The organism is Amycolatopsis pigmentata (assembly GCF_042684065.1).
In the GTDB taxonomy this organism is placed as follows: domain Bacteria; phylum Actinomycetota; class Actinomycetes; order Mycobacteriales; family Pseudonocardiaceae; genus Amycolatopsis_E; species Amycolatopsis_E pigmentata.
Map to the genome: position 1 here is coordinate 36,615 of NZ_JBHUKR010000023.1, position 19,103 is coordinate 55,717.

Annotated in this window: 20 protein-coding genes; 8 read left to right on the top strand and 12 right to left on the bottom strand. The window is 67.5% G+C overall.

The genetic code is table 11. From position 1 onward, the window contains the following. Positions 1-10: 10 nt before the first annotated feature. Both ACFSXZ_RS35975 and ACFSXZ_RS35980 read right to left on the bottom strand, forming a co-directional pair. A complete protein-coding gene (locus tag ACFSXZ_RS35975) occupies positions 11-325 on the bottom strand; it encodes a hypothetical protein (RefSeq protein ID WP_378270502.1) in 315 nt (104 codons plus the stop codon). 136 nt (positions 326-461) lie between these two features. Next, entirely contained in the window at positions 462-1,400 is a 939-nt protein-coding gene (locus tag ACFSXZ_RS35980) for a DMT family transporter (protein WP_378270503.1), read from the bottom strand. Positions 1,401-1,480: 80 nt separating this feature from the next. Here ACFSXZ_RS35980 and ACFSXZ_RS35985 point away from each other — a divergent pair, with 80 nt between their 5' ends. The 4 genes from ACFSXZ_RS35985 (at position 1,481) to ACFSXZ_RS36000 (ending at position 5,084) form a co-directional block, all read left to right on the top strand. After that, on the top strand, positions 1,481-2,422 hold the full coding sequence (locus ACFSXZ_RS35985; RefSeq protein WP_378270504.1) for a LysR family transcriptional regulator: 942 nt from the start codon (positions 1,481-1,483) through the stop codon (positions 2,420-2,422). Positions 2,423-2,581: 159 nt separating this feature from the next. Further along, positions 2,582-3,208, top strand: coding sequence for a GntR family transcriptional regulator (locus tag ACFSXZ_RS35990; RefSeq protein WP_378270506.1), 627 nt, complete (start codon positions 2,582-2,584; stop codon positions 3,206-3,208). 20 nt (positions 3,209-3,228) lie between these two features. Continuing rightward, entirely contained in the window at positions 3,229-4,470 is a 1,242-nt protein-coding gene (locus ACFSXZ_RS35995) for an alpha-hydroxy acid oxidase (protein WP_378270508.1), read from the top strand. A gap of 26 nt (positions 4,471-4,496) precedes the next feature. Beyond that, on the top strand, positions 4,497-5,084 hold the full coding sequence (locus tag ACFSXZ_RS36000; RefSeq protein WP_378270509.1) for a nuclear transport factor 2 family protein: 588 nt from the start codon (positions 4,497-4,499) through the stop codon (positions 5,082-5,084). Here ACFSXZ_RS36000 and ACFSXZ_RS36005 read toward each other — a convergent pair. Both ACFSXZ_RS36005 and ACFSXZ_RS36010 read right to left on the bottom strand, forming a co-directional pair. After that, positions 5,069-5,974 carry an NAD(P)-dependent oxidoreductase gene (locus tag ACFSXZ_RS36005; protein ID WP_378270510.1) on the bottom strand — a complete coding sequence of 302 codons (906 nt, stop codon included), beginning with the start codon at positions 5,972-5,974 and terminating at the stop codon, positions 5,069-5,071. The genes ACFSXZ_RS36000 and ACFSXZ_RS36005 overlap by 16 nt on opposite strands. Continuing rightward, positions 5,971-7,059: an alcohol dehydrogenase catalytic domain-containing protein gene (locus ACFSXZ_RS36010; RefSeq protein ID WP_378270511.1), complete on the bottom strand. Its 1,089-nt coding sequence runs from the start codon at positions 7,057-7,059 to the stop codon at positions 5,971-5,973. The genes ACFSXZ_RS36005 and ACFSXZ_RS36010 overlap by 4 nt, the downstream gene beginning before the upstream one ends. A 303-nt stretch (positions 7,060-7,362) precedes the next feature. On the opposite strand from ACFSXZ_RS36010, the gene ACFSXZ_RS36015 reads away from it, so the two are divergent. Further along, positions 7,363-8,406: a LacI family DNA-binding transcriptional regulator gene (locus tag ACFSXZ_RS36015; protein WP_378270512.1), complete on the top strand. Its 1,044-nt coding sequence runs from the start codon at positions 7,363-7,365 to the stop codon at positions 8,404-8,406. 397 nt (positions 8,407-8,803) lie between these two features. On the opposite strand, the gene ACFSXZ_RS36020 is transcribed toward ACFSXZ_RS36015, so the two are convergent. Further along, the gene (locus tag ACFSXZ_RS36020; RefSeq protein ID WP_378270514.1) at positions 8,804-9,658 is read right to left on the bottom strand and encodes an LLM class flavin-dependent oxidoreductase; all 855 of its coding nucleotides are present in this window, start codon (positions 9,656-9,658) and stop codon (positions 8,804-8,806) included. Between the two features lie 59 nt (positions 9,659-9,717). Then, positions 9,718-10,740 (bottom strand): methyltransferase, encoded by a 1,023-nt coding sequence (locus ACFSXZ_RS36025; protein ID WP_378270515.1) that lies wholly within the window; start codon positions 10,738-10,740, stop codon positions 9,718-9,720. 93 nt (positions 10,741-10,833) lie between these two features. Here ACFSXZ_RS36025 and ACFSXZ_RS36030 point away from each other — a divergent pair, with 93 nt between their 5' ends. Beyond that, a complete protein-coding gene (locus ACFSXZ_RS36030) occupies positions 10,834-11,817 on the top strand; it encodes a helix-turn-helix domain-containing protein (RefSeq protein ID WP_378270517.1) in 984 nt (327 codons plus the stop codon). 50 nt (positions 11,818-11,867) lie between these two features. Here the strand turns inward: ACFSXZ_RS36030 and ACFSXZ_RS36035 are convergent, their stop codons facing one another. Both ACFSXZ_RS36035 and ACFSXZ_RS36040 read right to left on the bottom strand, forming a co-directional pair. Then, complete coding sequence (locus tag ACFSXZ_RS36035; protein ID WP_378270518.1) at positions 11,868-12,260, bottom strand: hypothetical protein; 393 nt, start codon at positions 12,258-12,260, stop codon at positions 11,868-11,870. Positions 12,261-12,541: 281 nt separating this feature from the next. Beyond that, the gene (locus tag ACFSXZ_RS36040) at positions 12,542-13,360 is read right to left on the bottom strand and encodes an SDR family oxidoreductase (RefSeq protein WP_378270519.1); all 819 of its coding nucleotides are present in this window, start codon (positions 13,358-13,360) and stop codon (positions 12,542-12,544) included. A 345-nt stretch (positions 13,361-13,705) separates the two neighbouring features. Here ACFSXZ_RS36040 and ACFSXZ_RS36045 point away from each other — a divergent pair, with 345 nt between their 5' ends. Continuing rightward, a complete protein-coding gene (locus ACFSXZ_RS36045; RefSeq protein ID WP_378270520.1) occupies positions 13,706-14,164 on the top strand; it encodes a hypothetical protein in 459 nt (152 codons plus the stop codon). 90 nt (positions 14,165-14,254) lie between these two features. Here ACFSXZ_RS36045 and ACFSXZ_RS36050 read toward each other — a convergent pair whose 3' ends face one another. The 4 genes from ACFSXZ_RS36050 to ACFSXZ_RS36065 all read right to left on the bottom strand — a co-directional run bounded on the left by ACFSXZ_RS36050 (position 14,255) and on the right by ACFSXZ_RS36065 (position 18,304). Then, on the bottom strand, positions 14,255-14,938 hold the full coding sequence (locus tag ACFSXZ_RS36050; protein WP_378270521.1) for a TetR/AcrR family transcriptional regulator: 684 nt from the start codon (positions 14,936-14,938) through the stop codon (positions 14,255-14,257). 371 nt (positions 14,939-15,309) lie between these two features. Further along, positions 15,310-15,483, bottom strand: a complete 174-nt coding sequence (locus ACFSXZ_RS36055) for a hypothetical protein (protein ID WP_378270523.1) — start codon at positions 15,481-15,483, stop codon at positions 15,310-15,312. Between the two features lie 343 nt (positions 15,484-15,826). Beyond that, a complete protein-coding gene (locus ACFSXZ_RS36060) occupies positions 15,827-17,527 on the bottom strand; it encodes a DEAD/DEAH box helicase (protein ID WP_378270525.1) in 1,701 nt (566 codons plus the stop codon). Between the two features lie 213 nt (positions 17,528-17,740). Continuing rightward, positions 17,741-18,304, bottom strand: coding sequence for a MarR family winged helix-turn-helix transcriptional regulator (locus ACFSXZ_RS36065; protein WP_378270527.1), 564 nt, complete (start codon positions 18,302-18,304; stop codon positions 17,741-17,743). A gap of 27 nt (positions 18,305-18,331) precedes the next feature. Here ACFSXZ_RS36065 and ACFSXZ_RS36070 point away from each other — a divergent pair, with 27 nt between their 5' ends. Beyond that, positions 18,332-19,090, top strand: coding sequence for an SDR family NAD(P)-dependent oxidoreductase (locus ACFSXZ_RS36070; protein WP_378270529.1), 759 nt, complete (start codon positions 18,332-18,334; stop codon positions 19,088-19,090). The last annotated feature ends 13 nt before the right edge of the window (positions 19,091-19,103 follow it).

Sequence of the window (19,103 nt, forward strand, 5' to 3'; positions counted from 1 at the left end):
TGCCCCGGCATCAGTTCAGCCCTTCCCGGATCTCCGCGCTGAGATGCGCATGGCCGCCCAAGCCACGGCCACCACGGTCAGCAGTGGTGCGATACCGGCGACGGTGAGCGCCATGATCACCGGTAACCCGGCGTGCGGAGGTGGGGCGCCGGGCGGAACGGGCGGTGGGGTGAAGCGGAGGCGTGAGTTCATGTGATGCCAGCGGGGTCACTTCCAGATAGATGACTCGCCAACTACCCGCCCAGGCCACCAGCGCCGTTCCCAGCAACCACCACACGCCACGCTCGAGTTTCCAGCGCCGCGACGCGTCCGCCTGTTCGATCATGTCGTCACCGGGCAATTTCGAGAATCACCGCACACTCTCCATGCCGTCAGCTTATGTTGACGACAACAAGTCGTCAAAATAAGCTGACGGACAGCTGGCGCACGGGTAGAAATCCCGTGTGGTGCCGATGGGCCGATCAGACGCCGGTAGGTGCCGGGGTGCGCGTCGTCGGGTCGTCTTCCATGGTTGCGGCGGTGGTGGTGCGGTGGGTGCGTTCGATGGCCTGGCCCCAGTATGTGCCGGCGATCAAGAGCACGGCGCCGATGGAGGCCCACACGGTGAGCCGTTCGCCTCCGAGAATGACTCCGATCGCGACGGCCCAGATCGGTTCGGTGCCCAGCAGCAGGCTGGCCCGGCTGGCGGAGGTGCGTTGCACGGCCCAGGTCTGGGCGAGGAAGGCGAACAAGCCGCAGAACAGGGCGAGATAGATCAGCTCCGACCAGGTGGAGGCACTGCTGCGGGCCAAGCCGGGCAGGTAAACGAGGGCGGGCACCAAGAACAACGCCGAACCGACGACGGTCTGCACGATCGTCAGGCGGAACGGGTCCATGGAGCGGCGCGCGGTGAGCCGTCCGACGAGCGCGAGATGCCCGGCTCGTACGACCGCGGCGGCGAGCACCAGGGCGTCGCCGAGCCGTAGTGCGTGCAGTCCGGTGCTGGAGGTGAGCAACCCGACGGCCAGCACGCACAGGCCGGCGGCGACGAAGAAGGTCCAGGGCAGTCTGCGGCTTGTCGCGGTCCGGTCCAGCAGCGGCGTCAGCACAATGGTCAGGCTGATGATCAACCCGGCGTTCGCGGCGCTGGTGTGCGCGACCCCATAAGTCTCCAGTGCCAGAACGGCTGCCTGCGTGACCCCCAACAGCGACCCCACGCGGACCTCCGCACGGGTCCAGCGGCGCGCCCGGCGACGGAAGACGACCGCCGCTCCGCAGGCGAGCGCGGAAATCGCGTACCGGGCGAAGAGCACGGTGGTCACGGCGAGCGCGCCGGTGGCTGTTTTGGCCACCAAATAGCTGGAACCCCAGACCAGGGCGGTGAGGAACAGGACAACATCGGTACGGCGTGCAACGGGCATATCCCTACGCTGCGCCATCAGCATCTTGTAGACAACAACCAACGTCTAAAGCGAAGTTGTAGTAGCCCTACACTATCGGCGTGGACGAGCGACAGCTTCGGATCCTGCGCGAACTGGGAGAACTGGGCAGTGTGAGTGCGGTCGCCGAGGCACTGCACGTGACGCCTTCCGCGATCTCCCAGCAGTTACGCCTGTTGCAGCGCTCGATCCCCATCCCGCTCACCGAACGCGCCGGGCGCCGGGTGGTGCTGACCGAGCCCGGGCAAGCCCTGGCCCGTGCGGCCATCGAGGTGGAGACGGCTCTGGCCCGGGCACGACACACCATCACCGACTTCGCCGAACAACCCGACGGCGACGTCTCGCTTGCGGCGTTCCACAGCGCGGCCTCTGCGTTCTTTCCCCTGCTGCTGCGCAACCTCGCCGGGCCGGGACACCCGCGCCTGGCTCTCGCCGACGAAGACGTCGCGCAGGACCGCTTCCCCATCCTCACCCGTGACTACGACCTGGTTCTCGCCCACCGGCTCGCCCACAGTCCGCCCTGGCCTCGCACCGTCGCCGCCGGCACCCTGCTGCGAGAGCCTCTCGATGTCGCTCTGCCGACCGGCCACCCGCTGGCCTCGAAAACGCTGCTGTCGCCCCATGACGTGGCCGACCAGCCGTGGATCACCGTCCACGACGGTTTCCCGCTCATGTCCACCATCGAAGCCATCGCCTGTGTCGCCGGCCGCAGCCTCGACATCGCCCACCGCATCGACGAATTCTCCGTAGCCGCCGAGGCCGTGGCCGCCGGCGCCGGCCTGGCGCTGATGCCACGCTGGACGGTCCGCGACCACCCGAATGTCGTCCTGCGGCCGCTGGGCACAGTCCACGCCCGACGCCACATCGACGTCCTCCACCGACCAGAACGCACCGCGCGACGAGCCGTCCGGACCATTCTCGCCGAGTTGCGGCGCGCCGCCGCCGAGATCCAAAGCAAGGACTCCTCCGCGTCCCACCCCCGTGGCACGTCCGCAACCCCCTAAAACCGAGAGGGCACAACTGCCGTGTCGCTCCCGCGTCTTCCGGATAACCGATCCGTACCGGAGTGCTCCTGACCAGCCACGAGTCCACGATGCTCTCTTCGGCGATTGGTTGACAATCTGCTACATTGTCAACCAATCGCCGGACAGGACGGGGACGCGATGGCAGCGAAGCAACACGCGGGCATACTCCCCGAGGCGATCTATGAGGACCTGCGGTCGCGCATCATCGCGCAGGAGGTCCCGCCCGGCTCGACAGTGACCGAGTCCACGGTCGCCGCGCGGTTCGGCGTCGCCCGCCAGACCGCGAAGGTCGCGATCGCGCGCCTCGTCACCGAGGGGCTGTTGCGCCGGGAGACACACAAGGCCGCGCGCGTGCCCGAACTCGCCGCGGCCGAGATCGCCGACATCTACGACAGCCGCGCCGTCGTCGAGTGTGCCGCGGTCGCCCGGATCGAGGGCATCCCCGCGGCCGCACTCGCCGCCCATCGCGCCCTGATCGAGGCCGGCGCCGACTTCGCCCACCAGGACATCGCGTTCCATCGCGCGCTCGTCGCCGGCCAGTCCAGTTCGCGGCTCGCCCGCATGCACGCGCTCATCATGGGCGAGGTCGAACTCTGCATCGGACAGGTGCAGGCCGCCCACCTGCTCAGCGCCGAGGATGTCGCGGAACAGCACCAGGGCATCCTCGACGCCATTCTCGCCGGCGATTCCGATCGCGCGGCCCATCTCACGGCCGAGCACATCGCGGTCAGTCGCGACCGGCTGCTCGCGCACGTCGAATCCTGAATCCTCCCGAAAGGCACACCATGGTGACCCGTCAGGCTCCCAAGCCGCGCGAACTACTCGAACTGATGAAGTTCAAAAAGCCGGAGTTCAACGCCAAAAAGCGCCGGCTGGACGCGGCGCTCACGATCAACGACCTCCGCGCGATCGCGAAGCGCCGCACCCCCAAGGCCGCGTTCGACTACACGGACGGCTCCGCCGACGACGAGATCTCGCTGGCCCGCGCACGCCAGGCCTTCCTCGACGTCGAGTTCAGCCCCTCGATCCTGCGCGGCCTGCCCGACACCGTCGACACGTCGACGGAGATCTTCGGCGGCCCGTCGGCCTTGCCGTTCGCGATCGCGCCGACCGGCTTCACCCGGCTCATGCAGACCGAGGGCGAAATCGCCGGCGCCACGGCCGCGGCCGCCGCCGGCATCCCGTTCACGCTCTCCACGCTCGGCACGACGTCGATCGAGAAGGTCAAGGAGGCCAACCCCAAAGGCCGCAACTGGTTCCAGCTCTACGTCATGCGCGAGCGGGAAATCTCCTACGACCTCACGAGGCGTGCCGCCAGGGCCGGCTTCGACACGCTGTTCTTCACCGTCGACACTCCCGTCGCGGGCGCACGCCTGCGCGACAAGCGCAACGGCTTCTCGATCCCGCCGCAGCTGACCCTCGGCACGATCGCCAACGCGATCCCGCGGCCCTGGTGGTGGTGGGACTTCCTGACCACGCCCAAGCTCGAGTTCGCATCGCTGACCTCGACCGGCGGCACGGTCGGCGAACTGCTCAACGCCGCCATGGACCCGACGATCTCCTTCGACGACCTCACAGTCATCCGCGAGCTGTTTCCCGGCAAGATCGTCGTCAAGGGCGTGCAGAACCTCGCCGACGCGAAGAAGCTCGTCGACCTCGGCGTCGACGGCATCGTGCTGTCGAACCACGGCGGCCGCCAGCTCGACCGCGCACCGGTCCCGTTCCACCTCCTGCCGGAGGTGGTCCGCGAGGTCGGCAAGGACACCGCGATCGCGATCGACACCGGCATCATGTCGGGCGCGGACATCGTCGCCTCGATCGCTCTCGGCGCGAAGTTCACTCTCGTGGGCCGCGCCTACCTTTACGGACTCATGGCCGGCGGCCGCGAAGGCGTCGACCGCATGATCTCCATTCTGCGCGACCAGATCGAGCGCACGATGAAGTTGCTCGGCGTCACGACCCTCGATGAACTCGCGCCCACGCACGTGACACAGCTCGAGAGGTTGGTCCCGCGAGCGAAAGCCTAGCCGCCGTATCGAAGTCCACGGCTCGCGTGCGGCCGGCGCGCTGGTTCCACCTTGTGTTCTCCGTGCGGTATCCGTGCGCGGGCCTCGTATTGCGTTCTCCTTCGCGCGTGTGGCAAGTTGCAAACGATTGCATCGCCACCGGCGACAGCGGGGCGCGCGTGCAGGCGCTGGAGGACCGAAACGCGATCATCGACCTGCTGACGCAGTATGGCCAGGCCCTCGACTACGGCGACTTCGATCGACTGGTGGACTGCTTCACCGATGACGCGGTGCGGGAAAACCGGCGACCGGACGGTTCGGTCCATCGCTGGGAAGGCCGCGAGGGCACGCTCGATTTCGCGAGCCGCCACTCACACGCTCCTGACCTCTGTCACAAGCACCTCGCGCTCAACCCGCACATCGAACTGCGCGGCGACACCGCCGACGTCGTGAGCTACATGTTCCGTTTCGACGCGGGAGACGGCGAGAAGTCGTTCATCTGGGGCCTCAGCCGGTATCTGGACACGATGAAGCGGGGTGCCGACGGACGCTGGCGCATTCAGCACCGCATTTCGGAGATCGAGGACCAGTGGCCGGGTCGATTTGTGCTGACGGGCCATCAGGAGAAAGCCTGAGGCGGTGTCCGATCGCGCAGGTAGACCGCCACCGCGGCCATGTCACGGTCTCCGAGGCCCTGGTCGATCGCACGCACCGCGGTGTCGAGATTGACCGCGGCCTGGGGCATCGGCGCACCGACCTCGTCGGCCAATGCGGTGATCAGCCTCAGGTCCTTGGCCGCCAGGGTCAAGGCGAACTGGGTGATCGAGGTATCGGGACTGGCGTAGTTGTCCCGGCGGTACTTGACCATCGGCGCGGCGATCGCACTGTTACAGAACACCTCGTAGGCCTCGGCCCGGTCGATGCCGGAGCGTTCGGCCAGCACCAGCGACTCCGACACCGCCTGTCCGAGCGCGTAGATCACGTTGTTCACCGCGAGTTTCATGACCGCGCCGGCACCGGAATCTCCCAGGTGGTAGATCGTGGCGCTCATCGATCGCAGCAGCGGACGCAGTTCCTCGACGACGTCGGCGGGGCCCCCGACCATGAGGGTGAGCCCGGCTGTTTCCGCGGCCTTCACCGACCCCGACACGGGGGAATCGACGGCGGTTCCCCCAACCACCCGGACGGCCTGGGCCAGCCAGGCGGTGCCCGCGGGTCCGGTGGTGCCCATGTCGAGTGCCACCTTGTCCGGCGACCAGCCGGCCAGCAGGCCTTGCGGACCCTCGTAGACGGCGCGCAGGGCCGGCTCGTCCGCGAGCATTGTGACGACGATGTCCGCGCCGACGGCAGCTTCACGCGGGCTGCCGGCCACCGTGACCCCCTCGGTCGCGGCGGCGAAGTCCTCGGCGGTGCCGCGGGTGGGGTTGTAGACGACGACGGGAAACCCGGCCCCGGCGATGTTGGCCGCCATCGGCAGGCCCATGCGACCCAGGCCCAGGAACGCGACCTTCTTCGGGTTCCTCATGACGCCACCGTCTTCCGGGTCTCGGCCGCCCATGGGTCGACCAAGGTTTTGATTCGGGTACCGCGTCGCTCGGCCAGCGGCCGCAGGCCCTCTTCGACCAGTTCGCCGAGCGAGAGCGCCACCGGTGCGACATCGGTCCATCCGCCCTCGCGGGAGGCCAAGAGCCGCAACGCTTCGGGCAGATCGAGTCCGCAGACGTGGGCGCTCGTGCCGATCAGCTCGACCTCGCGGAGAGAAACGTCGCGAACATCGATCTCCCGAGGGCCGTGCTGTAAGCCGACCATGACCAGCCGCGTGCCGCGCGTCGCCAGGCTTGACGCCTGCTCGAATCCCGCCGCGCTGCCGGAGACTTCGTAGATGACCGACGGAATGATGTCGTTGGCGGCCAGCACATCCTCGACGCTGCCCTGGCCCCCGGCCCGCACCGTGTGAGTGGCTCCCAGGGCACGGGCGATCCGCAGTCGCCCGGCGTCGAGGTCGGAGACCACGACACTGCCGCAGAGGTCGGCGGCCGCGTAGGTCAGAAACGCGCCGATACCACCGGCGCCGAGGATGACCGCTGATTCGCCAGGTGCCAGGCGACCGCGCCGCATCGCGTGGACCGCGATCGACATCGGCTGCGCCAGCGCGGCGGTATCGACCGTGATGCCGAGTCCGGAAGCGTCGATGCACGTCGACGCCGGCACCGCGACGTACTGGGCCAGCGCCCCGTTCCGGTTCAGGCCCAGGGTCGAGTACTGCCGGCACAGATTGGTCATCGCGCGTTCGCACCAGAAGCACTCGCCGCAGGAAATGCCCGCGCCGGACACCACGAGCGCGCCCGGTTCGAATCCTTCGACGCCGGCGCCCTTGTCCTCGACGATGCCGGCCAGTTCGTGGCCGGGGATCATCGGGCCGACATGCCCGGAGACGGGATGAGCGTGATCGATCGGGAACAGGTGCGGGCCCGAGTCGAACTCATGGGCGTCGGTTCCGCAGATGCCGACCGCGGACACCTTCAACAGCAGCTCCCCGGGTCCCGCTTCGGCATCCGGGACCTCCTCCACACGGACGTCGCCGCGGCCATAGAACACTGCTGCGCGCACGATTGCCTCCCTCCCACCACTCGACGGCGATGTACTTGGTTTCCAGGAATTCGTGGATGCCGTCGCGGCCAAGCCCACTCTGCTTGACCCCGCCCAACGGCGCGGCCGGATCGGAGATCAGGCCGCGGGCGAACCGCAATTGCAATCGATTGCCAATAGGAGGCTAGGGCGGTACGGGGAATTCCGTCAAGGACTCGGTAGCGAAGCCGCTCCCGGAACAGGAGAGTTCTGTGCAAACAGTTGCAGACCGCGTACAGTGATGGAGGCCGCGCGGTCCGCGGTCTGCCATGTCGAGGGAGGCGCATGCCGGACGTCACGCTCAAGGACGTCGCCGTTCGGGCCGGCGTTCATGTCGGCACCGCGTCAAGGGCCCTTGATCCGAAGCGCCGCCATCTGGTCAATGCCGAGACCCGTCAACGGGTTGAAGCCGCCGCCGGCGAACTGGGCTACCGGGTCAACGTCCTGGCCCGAAGCCTGCGCAAGGGCAGCACCGGCATGATCGGGGCCGTCGTGGCCGATCTGGGCAACCCGTTCCTGCCCCCGATGCTGCGCGGCCTTGACGAAGTACTCGGCCCGCGCGGCTACATGATCGCCGTCTCCGAGACACATGAGGATCCCGAGACGTTCCGCCGGGTCTGCGAGCAACTCATCGCGCGCCGCGTCGATGGCATCGTCATCAGCGCCGCCCATGTCGGCGACGGCGATTTCATCTCCACTTTGGAACAGTCGTTGCCGGTGGTCCTTGCCGTGCGGCGGGTCAGCGGCGGCGGCCACCACACGGTCACGCACGACGACATCCTCGGCGCGCGACTGGTGACCGAATACCTGGTCAACCTGGGTCATCAGCGGTTGGCGCAACTCCGTGGCCCCGACGACGTGTCGTCGTTCGCGGGTCGCTCACGCGGTTTCCAGGAAGTGATCGCGGAACACGGATGCACCGAGGTCGTCACCCACGGCCGTGCCGGTGAACCGACCACCGCCGAAGGCAAGCGACTGGCGGCGGCGCTGCTGGCAGCCGACGTGGACCGGCCGACCGCGATCTTCGCGCAGAACGATCTGATGGCCATCGGGGCGCTGGAAGCACTCGGCGAAGCGGGACTGCGCTGCCCCGATGACGTATCGATCGTCGGTTACAACGACGCCCCGCTGACCGAGCACCTGACGCCACCGCTGACCACCGTGCGACTTCCCAGCAATGCCCTGGGACGACGGGTCGCGGCGATGATGCTCGACCAACTCGACCAGACCAACGAACCGCCCAACACCGTTCAACTGGAACCGGAACTGGTGATCCGCGCTTCGGCCGCCGCCCCCGCGCGTGACGGCAGCCGCCGGATGAGCGCCTGAGTCGTCCTCGCTTTTCGGAGACGCCCTCGGGTTCAGGCTCAGCTCCGGCCGTTGCAATCGTTTGCGTACTTTTGCTAGCGTCACCTTGACCGCTCTGACCTCGATGGAGAGACAGCTTCCCATGGTTGAAGTTTCGAACACGGCCCGGCAGCTTTCCGCTCCCGGTCGGATGGGCGTCGAGAGCTGCCATTTTGTGATCAATACAGGAGACCGGAGGCGCGCTCATCGACACTGTTGTCGCAATCGTTTGCCGTCTACCACGGAGCGACCACAAGATCAAAAAGAGGGTTTTCGCAGGCCCTGACCTGCGAAAACCCTCTTGGTCGCCGGGACGACAGGAGGTGAACCTGTGCCCCTCCCCCAACGGCTCGCCGGCAGCCGCCGCCGGTCAGTAGGCTCAGAGCACGATCTCGGCGAGACGCCTTACCTCGTCGAGATCGTCGGTGCCGGTGTTGAAGATGATGTCCGTCGCGCCGATGTCGGCGAACGAGGTGATCGCCTCCTTCACCTTCACCGGCGAATCGCACACTCCGTTGACGACCGCGCCGGCGATTTCCGCTCCGGAAGCGCTGTAGTAGTCGTGGACGTTACGCTTGCCCGCCTCACCGTCACCAAGGGCGAAGTACGCCAGCGCCACCATGCGCGGCGCACCCTCGCGACCGGCCCGCGCCCAGGCGTCCCGAGCCGCCTCGAAGGCCGGGGCGACGAACGACGCGGGCAGCGAGCCGCCGACATAGCCCTGACCCCAGCGGGCCATCCGGTCCATCGCGGCCGGCGCGAACGCGCCGAACAGCATGGGCAACTGCCGGCCACCCACCGGCACGGCCGCGTTCGGGCCACCGCCTACGGGCGCGCCCCGCCAGATCTTCCGGAACCGTTCGAGGTCACCGTCGAACCGCGCGCCTCGCCCACGCGGACCGTAGCCCTCGGCGAGGAAATCGTCCTCACGCTGACCGACACCGAACCCGACGGTCAGCCGGCCACCGGACACGCCGTCGATGCCGGCGAGTTCCTTGGCCAGCAACGGCGCCGGCCACGCGGGGCCGATCAACACGCCGCTGATCAGTTCGGCGCGGCTCGTCACGGCCGCGGCAGCGGCGAGCGCGACCGTGTCGGCGACACCGGGATAGGCATTGCGGCCGACCGTGCCCAGACTGGCGAAACCGGCATCGTCGGCTTCGCGGGCCCAGGCGGGAATGACGGAGGGGCGCACGTTGCGCACCTGGTTGGGCAGTCCGATGCCGATTTTCATGAAGGTCCGATCTCCTTGTCTCCGGCTGCATTCGGCAAGATTGGTAGTGCGGTTTCCGCTCAGGCGGCCACGAGTTCGAGGCCTTGGTAGCCGGCCCCCACCGGGTAGGTCTTGGTGCGCCGCCAGCCGGTGGCGGCGAACAACGCGTCGAACTCGCCGAGGTCTCGTTCCATGCCGTGGGTCATCGTGAGCATGCTCATGTCGGAGATGGTGGCGAAGTCGGGCTTGCCGATCTCGCCGACGACCATCTCGACGACCAGTGCCCGCGTGCCCTCGTGCGCGGCGGAGCGGCAGTTGCGCAGAATGGTGCGGCACTGGTCGTCGTCCCAGTCGTGCAGGACGGTCTTGAGCAGATAGAGATCCGCCGGCGGGACCTCGGTGAAGAAGTCGCCCCCCAATGCCGAGAAGCGGTCGGCCATACCCCGGCCTGCGGCTTCCCGCTCGGCCGCGGGGGCGACGTGCGGCAGGTCGAGCACCTGGCCGCGCAATCGGGGGTCGGCGGCCAGCAGCGCCAGGACGAACTGGCCCTCCGCACCACCGACATCGACCACAGTGGACACTCCGGTGGTGTCGAGCGCGGCCACCGCGCCCTGCGTGACCAGCCCGGAGATGTCCGCCATCGAGCGAGAGAACAAGGCCGCCTCCGCGGCATTCTCCGGTCGCGCGAAGTATTCGAAGACGTCCGCGCCGAGGGCGGCGGACGCCTGGGAGACCCCTTGGCGCACGGCATCGGGGAACCGCGCCAGTGACTGCCAATGCGCGTGCCCGGTCTGCACGAGCACCAGTGACCGCAAGGATCCCGGCATCCCGTCGCACAGCAGGCGGCCGGGTCCGGTGAGGGCGAAACGCTGCTCGCCCTGATAGCCGAGCAGGCCGAGCGAGGCGGCGGCGCGCAGCAGCCGGTAGGTCGCCTGCGGGTGACTGCCCGCCTGCCGGGCCACCTCCTCCGCGGTCGCCGCGCCCTGGGCCAGGTGCTCGGGCACGCGCAGTGCGACCAGTGCGTGCAGCACCTGCGCGATGACACCGCCCGCCAGCAGGTCCATCACGGCGGCGGCGTCCGCGGCCGGATCGTCGTTCGTCACAGCTCGTCCTTTCCTTGGAGGAGCCGACTCTAGGAATTCGCGCACCCACTAGGCTTGGACCATCACGACATCCGGATGGAACTTCAGCGCCAGATGACCAGTGCCACCCCCCGCGCCCCGGGCCGGAGCTTCACCGTCGACGTCACCGTGCCGCAAACCCCGCGACGGGGGTTCGACGACTTCCGCCGGGGCTGGGACACCCAGGTGGGCGGCGCGTTCCCCTTGCCGGCCTTCGACACCGGCGACACCGGCGACTTCCGGGTCAGCGTGCGCGCCTCCAAGGTGGCCGACACGGTCATCGCCGACCTCTACAGCGAGTCGATGGCCGGCCACACCCGGGCCGGCGGCGGCCAGGACGAAGACCGGGTGCTCATCCACGTCCTGCGGCGCGGCGCGTGGCAGTTCGCCGGACCCCGCGGCGGCGAGGTCAGCGTGCCGGCCGGCCACTTCATCGTCCGCGCCACCGGCACCGCCCGGTTCCTGGTGAAGCCGCGCACGACGGCGACCGTGCTGATCCTGCCCGGCCCGGTGCTCCGGCCGCTGCTCCGCGAGCGGCACCTCGTCGGGCCGGCCGACTCGCCCGAGGTGCGTGTGCTGCTGGCCCACGCCGGAATGCTCGAGGCCACGCTGGGTGAGCTGACTCCCGCGGGAGTACGGGCCTCCCGCGACGCGCTGGTCGAACTCGCGAAGGGCCTGGCGGGTCAGGGGTTCGACGACCACGAACCACGACTCGCACCCGCGCTGGCCCAAGCGGCGAAGGATCTGATCGAGGGCAGGCTGACCGATCCCGGCCTCTCACCGTCCTCGGTGGCTCGCGAGCTCAACGTCTCGCTCCGGACGCTGCAGCGGGCCACCGCCGTGGCCGGCGACTCGATCGCCGACCACATCCGCCGCCGCAGGCTGGAACAGGCCCGCCTCGAACTGGCCGGCCCCGCGACGACCGTCCGGACCATTTCGGAAATCGCCGCCCGCTGGCAGTTCGCCGACAGCAGCCACTTCACCCGCTCGTTCAAGCGTCAGTACGGGCAGACGCCGAGCGAGTACGCCCGGTCCCGCCGCGCTACCGCCGAGCGCTGACCACGTCCTGGCCCGGGGTGACTGGGCCGATTTCGTCGGCCGGGATGGGCTCAGTTGATGTCGATGTGGTCAAGGCACATGGGATTGTTGGGACGAGTATAAACGGTCGACGGACCGAAGTTGAGCGTAGGCTGATCACTGTTGCAGTCATGCAGGGAAACAGAGAAGTCTCCCGTGGAAACCTTTTCGAGGTAGACGTCCTGGTCGTTAGGCTGGGCATAGCTATGTGTCCCATGGTTTACCCAGCAATCTTCAAAAGAGTGCGTGATCAAACCGAAGACGGTGTGCCCCGAGATGTGCACGGCGCCCGCCCGCCCACAGTCGACCCTGTCTATCGCATACGCGTTTCCCGCCGGCAGAAGGAAAATCGCGCCCACGACCCCCGTGGTCAGGATCGCGGAAAACTTCGCCAATTTTTTGACCCCGCGCAACATGTCCTCCATTTTCGAATTACCTCGGGGGGACCCTATCCATGAGCGCGGCGCGGCACAACCCGGCCGAGCGGCGCGAAGCACCTCGGACGGAATATTTGCCGCAGGGGTGAGAACTTGAAACGAGTCTTTCGCCGATGGGGAAATCCGCGGGCGGTACCGGCCGTGTGCCGCCGTCCCAGGTGAGCTACCGTGCCGGCCACCAGCGCGTATCCCTGACCCGTGACCAGAACCGCCCCACGCGGGTCAGGCATGCGCTGTCGCTGGGCGCTGACCACGCCCGGACGACCAGGTCAAGCGACCTCTTCGGGGGCCGGGGCGGGTACGGATTCGAGAAGGCTGTTCATCCGCATTTCCAGGAACCGCCGGATGAAGCCGTCGGTGTAGATCCAGGTTGCCCGTGCTTCCATGCCGGCGACGACCATTTCGCCGACGTCATCGATGTTCACGCCCGATTTGAAGTACGCCTCGGTCTCTTCGCGGACGTCTTCCGGCAGGGCGATGGATTGGCCCGCGCCCACGGACTTGGTGTTTTCAAGAATGTTGGTGTCGACGTAGGCGGGGCAGAGCACGCTCACGTCGATGCCGTACTCGCTCACCGCCAGCTTCAGGGACTCCGAAAGCCCGACCACCGCGAACTTGCTGGTCGTGTACAGCACGTTCGGGCCGGCGACCAGACCGGCTCCCGACGCGGTGTTCACGACGTAGCCGCCCTCACCGCGTTCGATCATGCGCGGCAAAAAGGTCTGGAGCCCGTTGACCACGCCGTGGAGATTGATGTCGAGCGTCAGATCCCACTTTTCGTAGTTCAGCGTCGGCACCGACGAGGACGGCGCGATGCCGGCGTTGTTGAACAATAGGTCGACGGGGCCGAGCTTCGACTCGGCCCGATCGGCGATCGACGCGTATCCCGTGCGGTCACGCACGTCCAGCCGAAAGATTTCGACGTCCGTCAGGCGCGACAACTCCTCCTTGCCGGAGGTCAACGCTGCCTCGTTGATGTCGGTCAGGGCGAGGCGCACGCCACGCTTCGCCAGCGAGCGTGCGATACCCAGGCCAATGCCCTGGCCACCGCCGGTGATGAAGGCGACCGAACCTTTCCATTCCCGCACAGGACTACCTTTCCTTCGATGGATACACAACACGAACTTAACGATCAACTGAGCCTATGTTAATCAGCATAGCGCACTTCTGGCGATCTCGCCGCCGCGGGTTCGAGCGGCTGCCTATGTTGGTTGACCGAGACTTGTTCACTCTGATTTACTTCTGCTCGGCCGAGCCTTGAGGAGCTCATCGACAGCCCGGTGCGAGACGGCGCGGGCAACGACCACCACAGCGTCAGGCGCGACGACGCGCTCGGCCTGACCCATTGCCTGACACCGGTTTCCGGCAAACCCGGCGGCCTTCGAACGCTCGACCGACAGGCCACCTCCGGCCACTGGACGCGAAGGAGATCCATGCCCGAAAACCAGAAGCAGAAACCCTTTGCAAGCCATGATGAACGCTCGATCCGCGCTCCGCTGCTGTTCGCCGAATTTTCCCGTGTGCGGCAGGTCGTCTCGCTGCTCGTCATCCCGATCGTGTTCGGCGTCGTGGCCGCCCTTACCCTGAAATGGACGGCACCTGCCTGGTGGACGTGGCAGGCTCTCGGTGCGCTCGGCGCCGTCCTCGCCGGACTCGAGCACCGGCGCCGACGGTCGGCCGCCCTGCGCGGAGCCGTCGGCGGGCTACTCGCCGCCATGACCGTTGTCTGCTTCCGCGTCTTCCTTACCGGCGAGGACGTGACGGAGTTCAACCCGGTTTCCTTCCCGTTGTTCGCGGTGATCGCGTCCGCCGGACTGCACGCGGGCGGTGCGATGCTGCGGCGGCCCGCCAGGCCCGCTCCGGATGTAACAACCCATGAAAGAGCCAGGTAAGGAGTATTCGATGTCCGATGCCACAACCGCGAAATCGCGGTCCGTTTCCGGTCCACGGCTGCTGTGGCTTAGCGGGAAGCGCCTGTCCGCTCAGTCGGAGGTGTCGTCCGGGTTCCTGTCAAGGGTCTTCGTGTCCGCGCGCTGAGTGGTCGCCGAGGCCGGCGGTGTGAGCCAGATACTGGTGAGGTTGCCGTCGAACACGTTCGCCAGCGACCGCAGGACCTCAGGCAGGTCGAAGCTGTCGGGGTCGACGAGCGACTGAAGGTGGATGCCGAGGAGCGCTCCATTGAGCGCCACCGCGAAGGCCCGCTCCTGTTTTGTGGCCGTCTCGGGGTCCGCGTCCTTCGGGCGTTGCGCGCGCAACCAGTCCTCGAAGCCTTCGCGACGACGGCCGAGGAACTCCTGGTACTGGGTGCGGACGGCCCGGGAACCGCTGAGCGCCTTGGCCAGGATCATGAACAGCAGCGGCAGATTGGCGTCCTCGGCCAACGACGCGACGTCGTCGAACAACTCGGCGAGTGGCGGCACGGTCTGGTAGCGGTCCGGTGGGACGTGCCGGTTGATGGCGCGTTCCACAACGGCCATCACCAGACCCTCCTTGTTCTTGAAGTGCCACGGGATGGATCCACGGCTGATGCCGGAGCGTTCCGCGACGTCCACGAAGGACGTGCGGTCGAAACCGCGTTCGGCGAACAGCTCTTCGGCAGCGTCCAGAATGCGGCGACGACTCTCCTCGCCGATCTCGTAGATGCGGCTTCGTCCTTGTGAACCCACGGTCGCGAGTCTAGATGCTGCGGGTCATGACCTTGGTGACGGTTGGCGGGGGCCTGAGGTAAGGGGACGGGTCTTTCGACGGCAGGGTGAGAAGTGCCACCAACTGTCATGTGGGGCCTCAGGACATAAGCGACAGATCGTTCCAGCGTCGCCGGTCGGACCGGGTCCCTAGCTCTGAGCGAAGACCGACGGCGTGCGGGTCGCTGTGATCGCGAACAGCTCAGCGGGACCGGCTGTCGACGCTGGGGAGATCGCCCCCCGGTCACCGTGCGCGATTATCGCGTCGGCCAGCCGCTGGCTGCCGCCGTCGGCGAGGTCGGCGTTGTCGAAGCCGAGTAGATCGCGCAGGCTCGTCCGAGTCGGCGTCGTGATCAGCCAGCCGCTTCAGCGCGGTCAGCTTCGCACCGGGCCTTCAGAGCGTTTCCGAGCTCGTCGAGCTTCGCCTCGACCTTCCTTATCGCAGCGCCGGACACCCACAGCGGGACACCGGCGAAGCTCTCCTCCTGACGGAACACAACATGCCCGTCTTCGCCGTCCTCGATCATGTGCAGCATAGCAAGGCCGTGGCGTGCACAGGGTCGCGCGACGCTTTCCGGCGATCAGGGGCAAAGTCCGCCCTGCCCCCTGTGACCTGGCGGCGGATCACGCGAAGGGATCGCATAAATGATAGCCGGCCGGAGCCACGCTAGAATGAAAAACCGCGGACGGCGCATCCATCTACTGGTCACCCACCCCCCCGGCGCACACGAAATCCAAATAGCCAGAACCGAATCTCGCCCGCACTTGTAGCGGGACAAATGGTGACTGGGGTACGACCGCGACCCGATCGGCACCGGGGTGGACGGCCGGATGGCCGGCGGCTCAGCGGCCAGTGCTCCTGCATCGTCGTCAGATGTGGACTTCTCGCACGAGGATTCGGGCGGCCTCCACCGCTCCCGCGCAATCGAGTGAGGTCGACGCGTACTGCTCACACAGAAGATCCTCGCTGAGCCAGTTGTCGAACTTCCGGGTTGCTTTGTTCTTGACCTTCCGCGCGATTTCCCCGGGTTCGGGTACCGGTCCACAAGCGACCGCGTCGACCGCGGTGAGCGCCTCGGGCCGGGTGGTGCCGACGATCCGCAGGGCGGCGCCGTCGGCCGAGGCGTTCATGCCGGTGGCGCACAGGATCACGGCAAGGGTGTTCAGTTGGCGGTCGCCGGTCCAAGGAAAGAGCAGAGTATCGGCGCCATCGGCAAGAAGAGGAGCCTCGTCCAGCCTGAAGGCGGCGTACGCTCGCCTTGCTTGTTCCACCAGCACACGGGTTTGCGCGTCCGCGTAGCCGGGAGTGTGGTCGTCTTCCAGGAACGCCCGCATGCGGCGCCGGACTTCGGGGTGCACAACGCGATACTCCTCGGGCGCCTGGAACGCGGCGAAGAAGCCGTGGTCGTTGACGGTGGCTTCTCCGTGTCCGCCCAGCGAAAGATCCCCGTCGCCGGCCTGTGTGAGCACGTCTTGAGAGCTCAGCACCCGCAGTAGTTCCGCGAACTGCTCAGCCGTGACGGACGAGAACGGGCTGCCCTGGCCACATAGGACGCGGTATGCCTCGACGGGATGCACGCCGCCGTGCTGGGCGACCAGCGAGAGGAGTTGCTGGATCAGCGCCGACAGGTGCAGACGGGCGGGCTCGGGCGGTTCACACCAGCGCTGGAAAAGCAGTTCGATCGACGCGATCGTCTGCACGAGAGGCAAATGCAGCCGATCGAGCGGCGGGGTCTGGGCGTCGCTCCGCACAGCGGAGCAGCCAACCCGGAGCACGGCAGGTTCGTCGCGACTGCCGGAGCACTCGAGCCGTTGCCGCAGGGCGGCCACCGAAGGCGGTGGGCCGATCCGTCCGGCCTTGTCGTCGATGGAGCTCCGCAGTCGCAGCCGGAGGTCCTGGCCGATCGCCCGCGACTTCAGGACGGTGACCCGGTCGCCGTCGTCCGGGCGTACTGACATGTTCCCGAGGGTCGCGGAAAGCCCGATTCTGGGCACCCGCCGCTTCAGCGTGGTCTCGAGCCGATGGAGCTGGGACAGCAGCTGGGAACCGCGCTCGGTGCCCAGGAACGAGTGGAGCTCGTCGATGACGACGTACCGCAGTGCGGCGAAGATCGAGCGAATCCGCTTTCCCCACAACACGAACATGGCCTCCAGCGACTCCGGGGTGATCAACAGAATTCCGGAAGGCGCGCGCGGAACTGCCTGTTCGCGAGTGCCCGAGACATCTCCGTGCCAGCGGTGGGCCGGGATTTCGAGTGCCTCGCACAACTCGTCGACCCGGTGGAACCGGTCGTTGATCAGCGCTTCGAGTGGACCTATGTACAGTGCGCGGACACCCGGCCCAGCCGGCTCGGCGAGTTCGGAGCAGATGGGCAGGAAGGCCGCCGCTGTCCTGCCCGCCGGGGTCGCGGCAGCGACAAGAACATCGGTGCCGCCGTCGAGCACGGCCGGAATGAGCGCATCCTGGATATCGTGGAGCGTGCTCCAGCCCCGCTGCCATACCCACTGCTGGACCCGAGGATGCAACAGTCCGAAATGGAGGGCCTTGGAGAGCGCGATCAACCCTGCCAAGCGTTCCCTCCGTCATCACACGACCAGCCACCGTGGTGATCGGTACGCCCCGGGCAGGAGTTACCGGCGTGATCCAATCGTCACCAAGCACGCCGGCCACCGGAATCGACACCACGGTCGTTCCCTCGAACTCGATATTCGAACGCTCCTCGTCGCCACGTTTCGCCGGTTCCGGCTACCCAGAGGACACTGTGGACAACAACGGCGCTGCCCCTACACGTCGCCGCCGCGAAGGGCCGGTTCTTCGCTTCGCTGAGGGGATTCGTGCTCGCCGGCACTCGGTGACCCCTCGAAGTTCGTGAGCAACTGCCGGAGCAGATCCGAAAGCTGCTCGCGAGCCTCGGGCCCGATGGCGTCGACGATGCCGGCCGTCGCCTTGGTGTGGGCGAGCACGGCCTTGGTGGCCAGGTCCTTACCGCGCGCGGTGAGGGTCACCAGCAGGTTCCTCCGGTCACCGGAGGACAGCCTGCGCGTGATGAGTTCCCGTTCCTCCAGCTTGCCGAGCCGCTTGGTCAGTCCGCCCGCGGACATCATCAGCGACTCGTTCAGCACGGTCGGCGTGACCTCGTGGGGCGGGCCGGCGCGGAGAAGCGATGCCAGCACATCGAATTCGCCCGGGTCGAGCCCGAGCGGGGCCAGGGTGTCGGCCGCCAGCCGCTCCAGGTGCCGGGCGATCCGGGGAGGGTGGGGTGCCTCCCCCTGGGTAACGTGCCTCTTCTTGCCTCTCCGGCGGATGGCCAGGATCGAGACGCAAGCCGGGCTTCTGGCCCCGCACACACTCGGCAGAAGAATGAGGAACTACCCATGAGTTCATCCCTCGCCCTGATCACCGGCGGGAACCGCGGCCTGGGCCGGGCCACCGCACTGGCGCTGGCTGCCGACGGTTCCGACGTGGTGCTGACCTACCGCTCTCACGTTCGCGAGGCCGAAACCGTCGCGGACGAAGTGCGCGCGGCGGGCCGCAAGGCCGCGGTGCTGCGACTCGACACGGGCGACGCGGACAGCTTCGCCGCTTTCGAGAAGGACCTTGCTGGAGTACTGGAGCAGCACTGGGACCGCACCACCATCGACCACCTCGTCAACAACGCCGGGCACGCCGTGATCACCCCACTCGGCGAAACCTCGCGGGAGGAGGTGAAAGGCCTCGTCGATGTGCAGTTCACCGGGGTCTATTTCCTGACCCAGCAGCTCGTCCCCCGGATCGCCGACGGCGGAGCGATCGTGAACCTCTCCAGCCTCCTGGCCCGCGTGGCCGACGGCCCGTGGTCGGCCTACGCCGCGCTGAAGTCGGCCGTCGAGACCTTGACCCGCTACTGGGCCATCGAACTGGGACCGCGCGGCATCAGGGTCAACACGGTCGCCCCGGGTCCCATCGCCACCGACTTCGCCGGCGGATTCCTCCGCGACAACGACGACGCGCGGGAACAGGTCGGACAGGGAGCGGTGCTCGGCCGCCTCGGCACGCCCGAGGAAATCGGATCGGTTGTCACCGCGGTACTTTCCGGCCGTTTCGGGTGGGTCACCGGGCAGCGCATCGAGGTCTCCGGCGGATTCCGGCCCTGACGCCCAGGCACCC

What these genes read in the sequence shown, in the direction of transcription:
- ACFSXZ_RS35975 (WP_378270502.1), bottom strand. Translation starts at nt 325, where the DNA reads ATGATCGAACAGGCGGACGCGTCGCGGCGCTGGAAACTCGAGCGTGGC.
- ACFSXZ_RS35980 (WP_378270503.1), bottom strand. Translation starts at nt 1,400, where the DNA reads ATGCCCGTTGCACGCCGTACCGATGTTGTCCTGTTCCTCACCGCCCTG.
- ACFSXZ_RS35990 (WP_378270506.1), top strand. Translation starts at nt 2,582, where the DNA reads ATGGCAGCGAAGCAACACGCGGGCATACTCCCCGAGGCGATCTATGAG.
- ACFSXZ_RS35995 (WP_378270508.1), top strand. Translation starts at nt 3,229, where the DNA reads ATGGTGACCCGTCAGGCTCCCAAGCCGCGCGAACTACTCGAACTGATG.
- ACFSXZ_RS36005 (WP_378270510.1), bottom strand. Translation starts at nt 5,974, where the DNA reads ATGAGGAACCCGAAGAAGGTCGCGTTCCTGGGCCTGGGTCGCATGGGC.
- ACFSXZ_RS36015 (WP_378270512.1), top strand. Translation starts at nt 7,363, where the DNA reads ATGCCGGACGTCACGCTCAAGGACGTCGCCGTTCGGGCCGGCGTTCAT.
- ACFSXZ_RS36020 (WP_378270514.1), bottom strand. Translation starts at nt 9,658, where the DNA reads ATGAAAATCGGCATCGGACTGCCCAACCAGGTGCGCAACGTGCGCCCC.
- ACFSXZ_RS36030 (WP_378270517.1), top strand. Translation starts at nt 10,834, where the DNA reads ATGACCAGTGCCACCCCCCGCGCCCCGGGCCGGAGCTTCACCGTCGAC.
- ACFSXZ_RS36035 (WP_378270518.1), bottom strand. Translation starts at nt 12,260, where the DNA reads ATGGAGGACATGTTGCGCGGGGTCAAAAAATTGGCGAAGTTTTCCGCG.
- ACFSXZ_RS36045 (WP_378270520.1), top strand. Translation starts at nt 13,706, where the DNA reads ATGCCCGAAAACCAGAAGCAGAAACCCTTTGCAAGCCATGATGAACGC.
- ACFSXZ_RS36055 (WP_378270523.1), bottom strand. Translation starts at nt 15,483, where the DNA reads ATGATCGAGGACGGCGAAGACGGGCATGTTGTGTTCCGTCAGGAGGAG.
- ACFSXZ_RS36070 (WP_378270529.1), top strand. Translation starts at nt 18,332, where the DNA reads ATGAGTTCATCCCTCGCCCTGATCACCGGCGGGAACCGCGGCCTGGGC.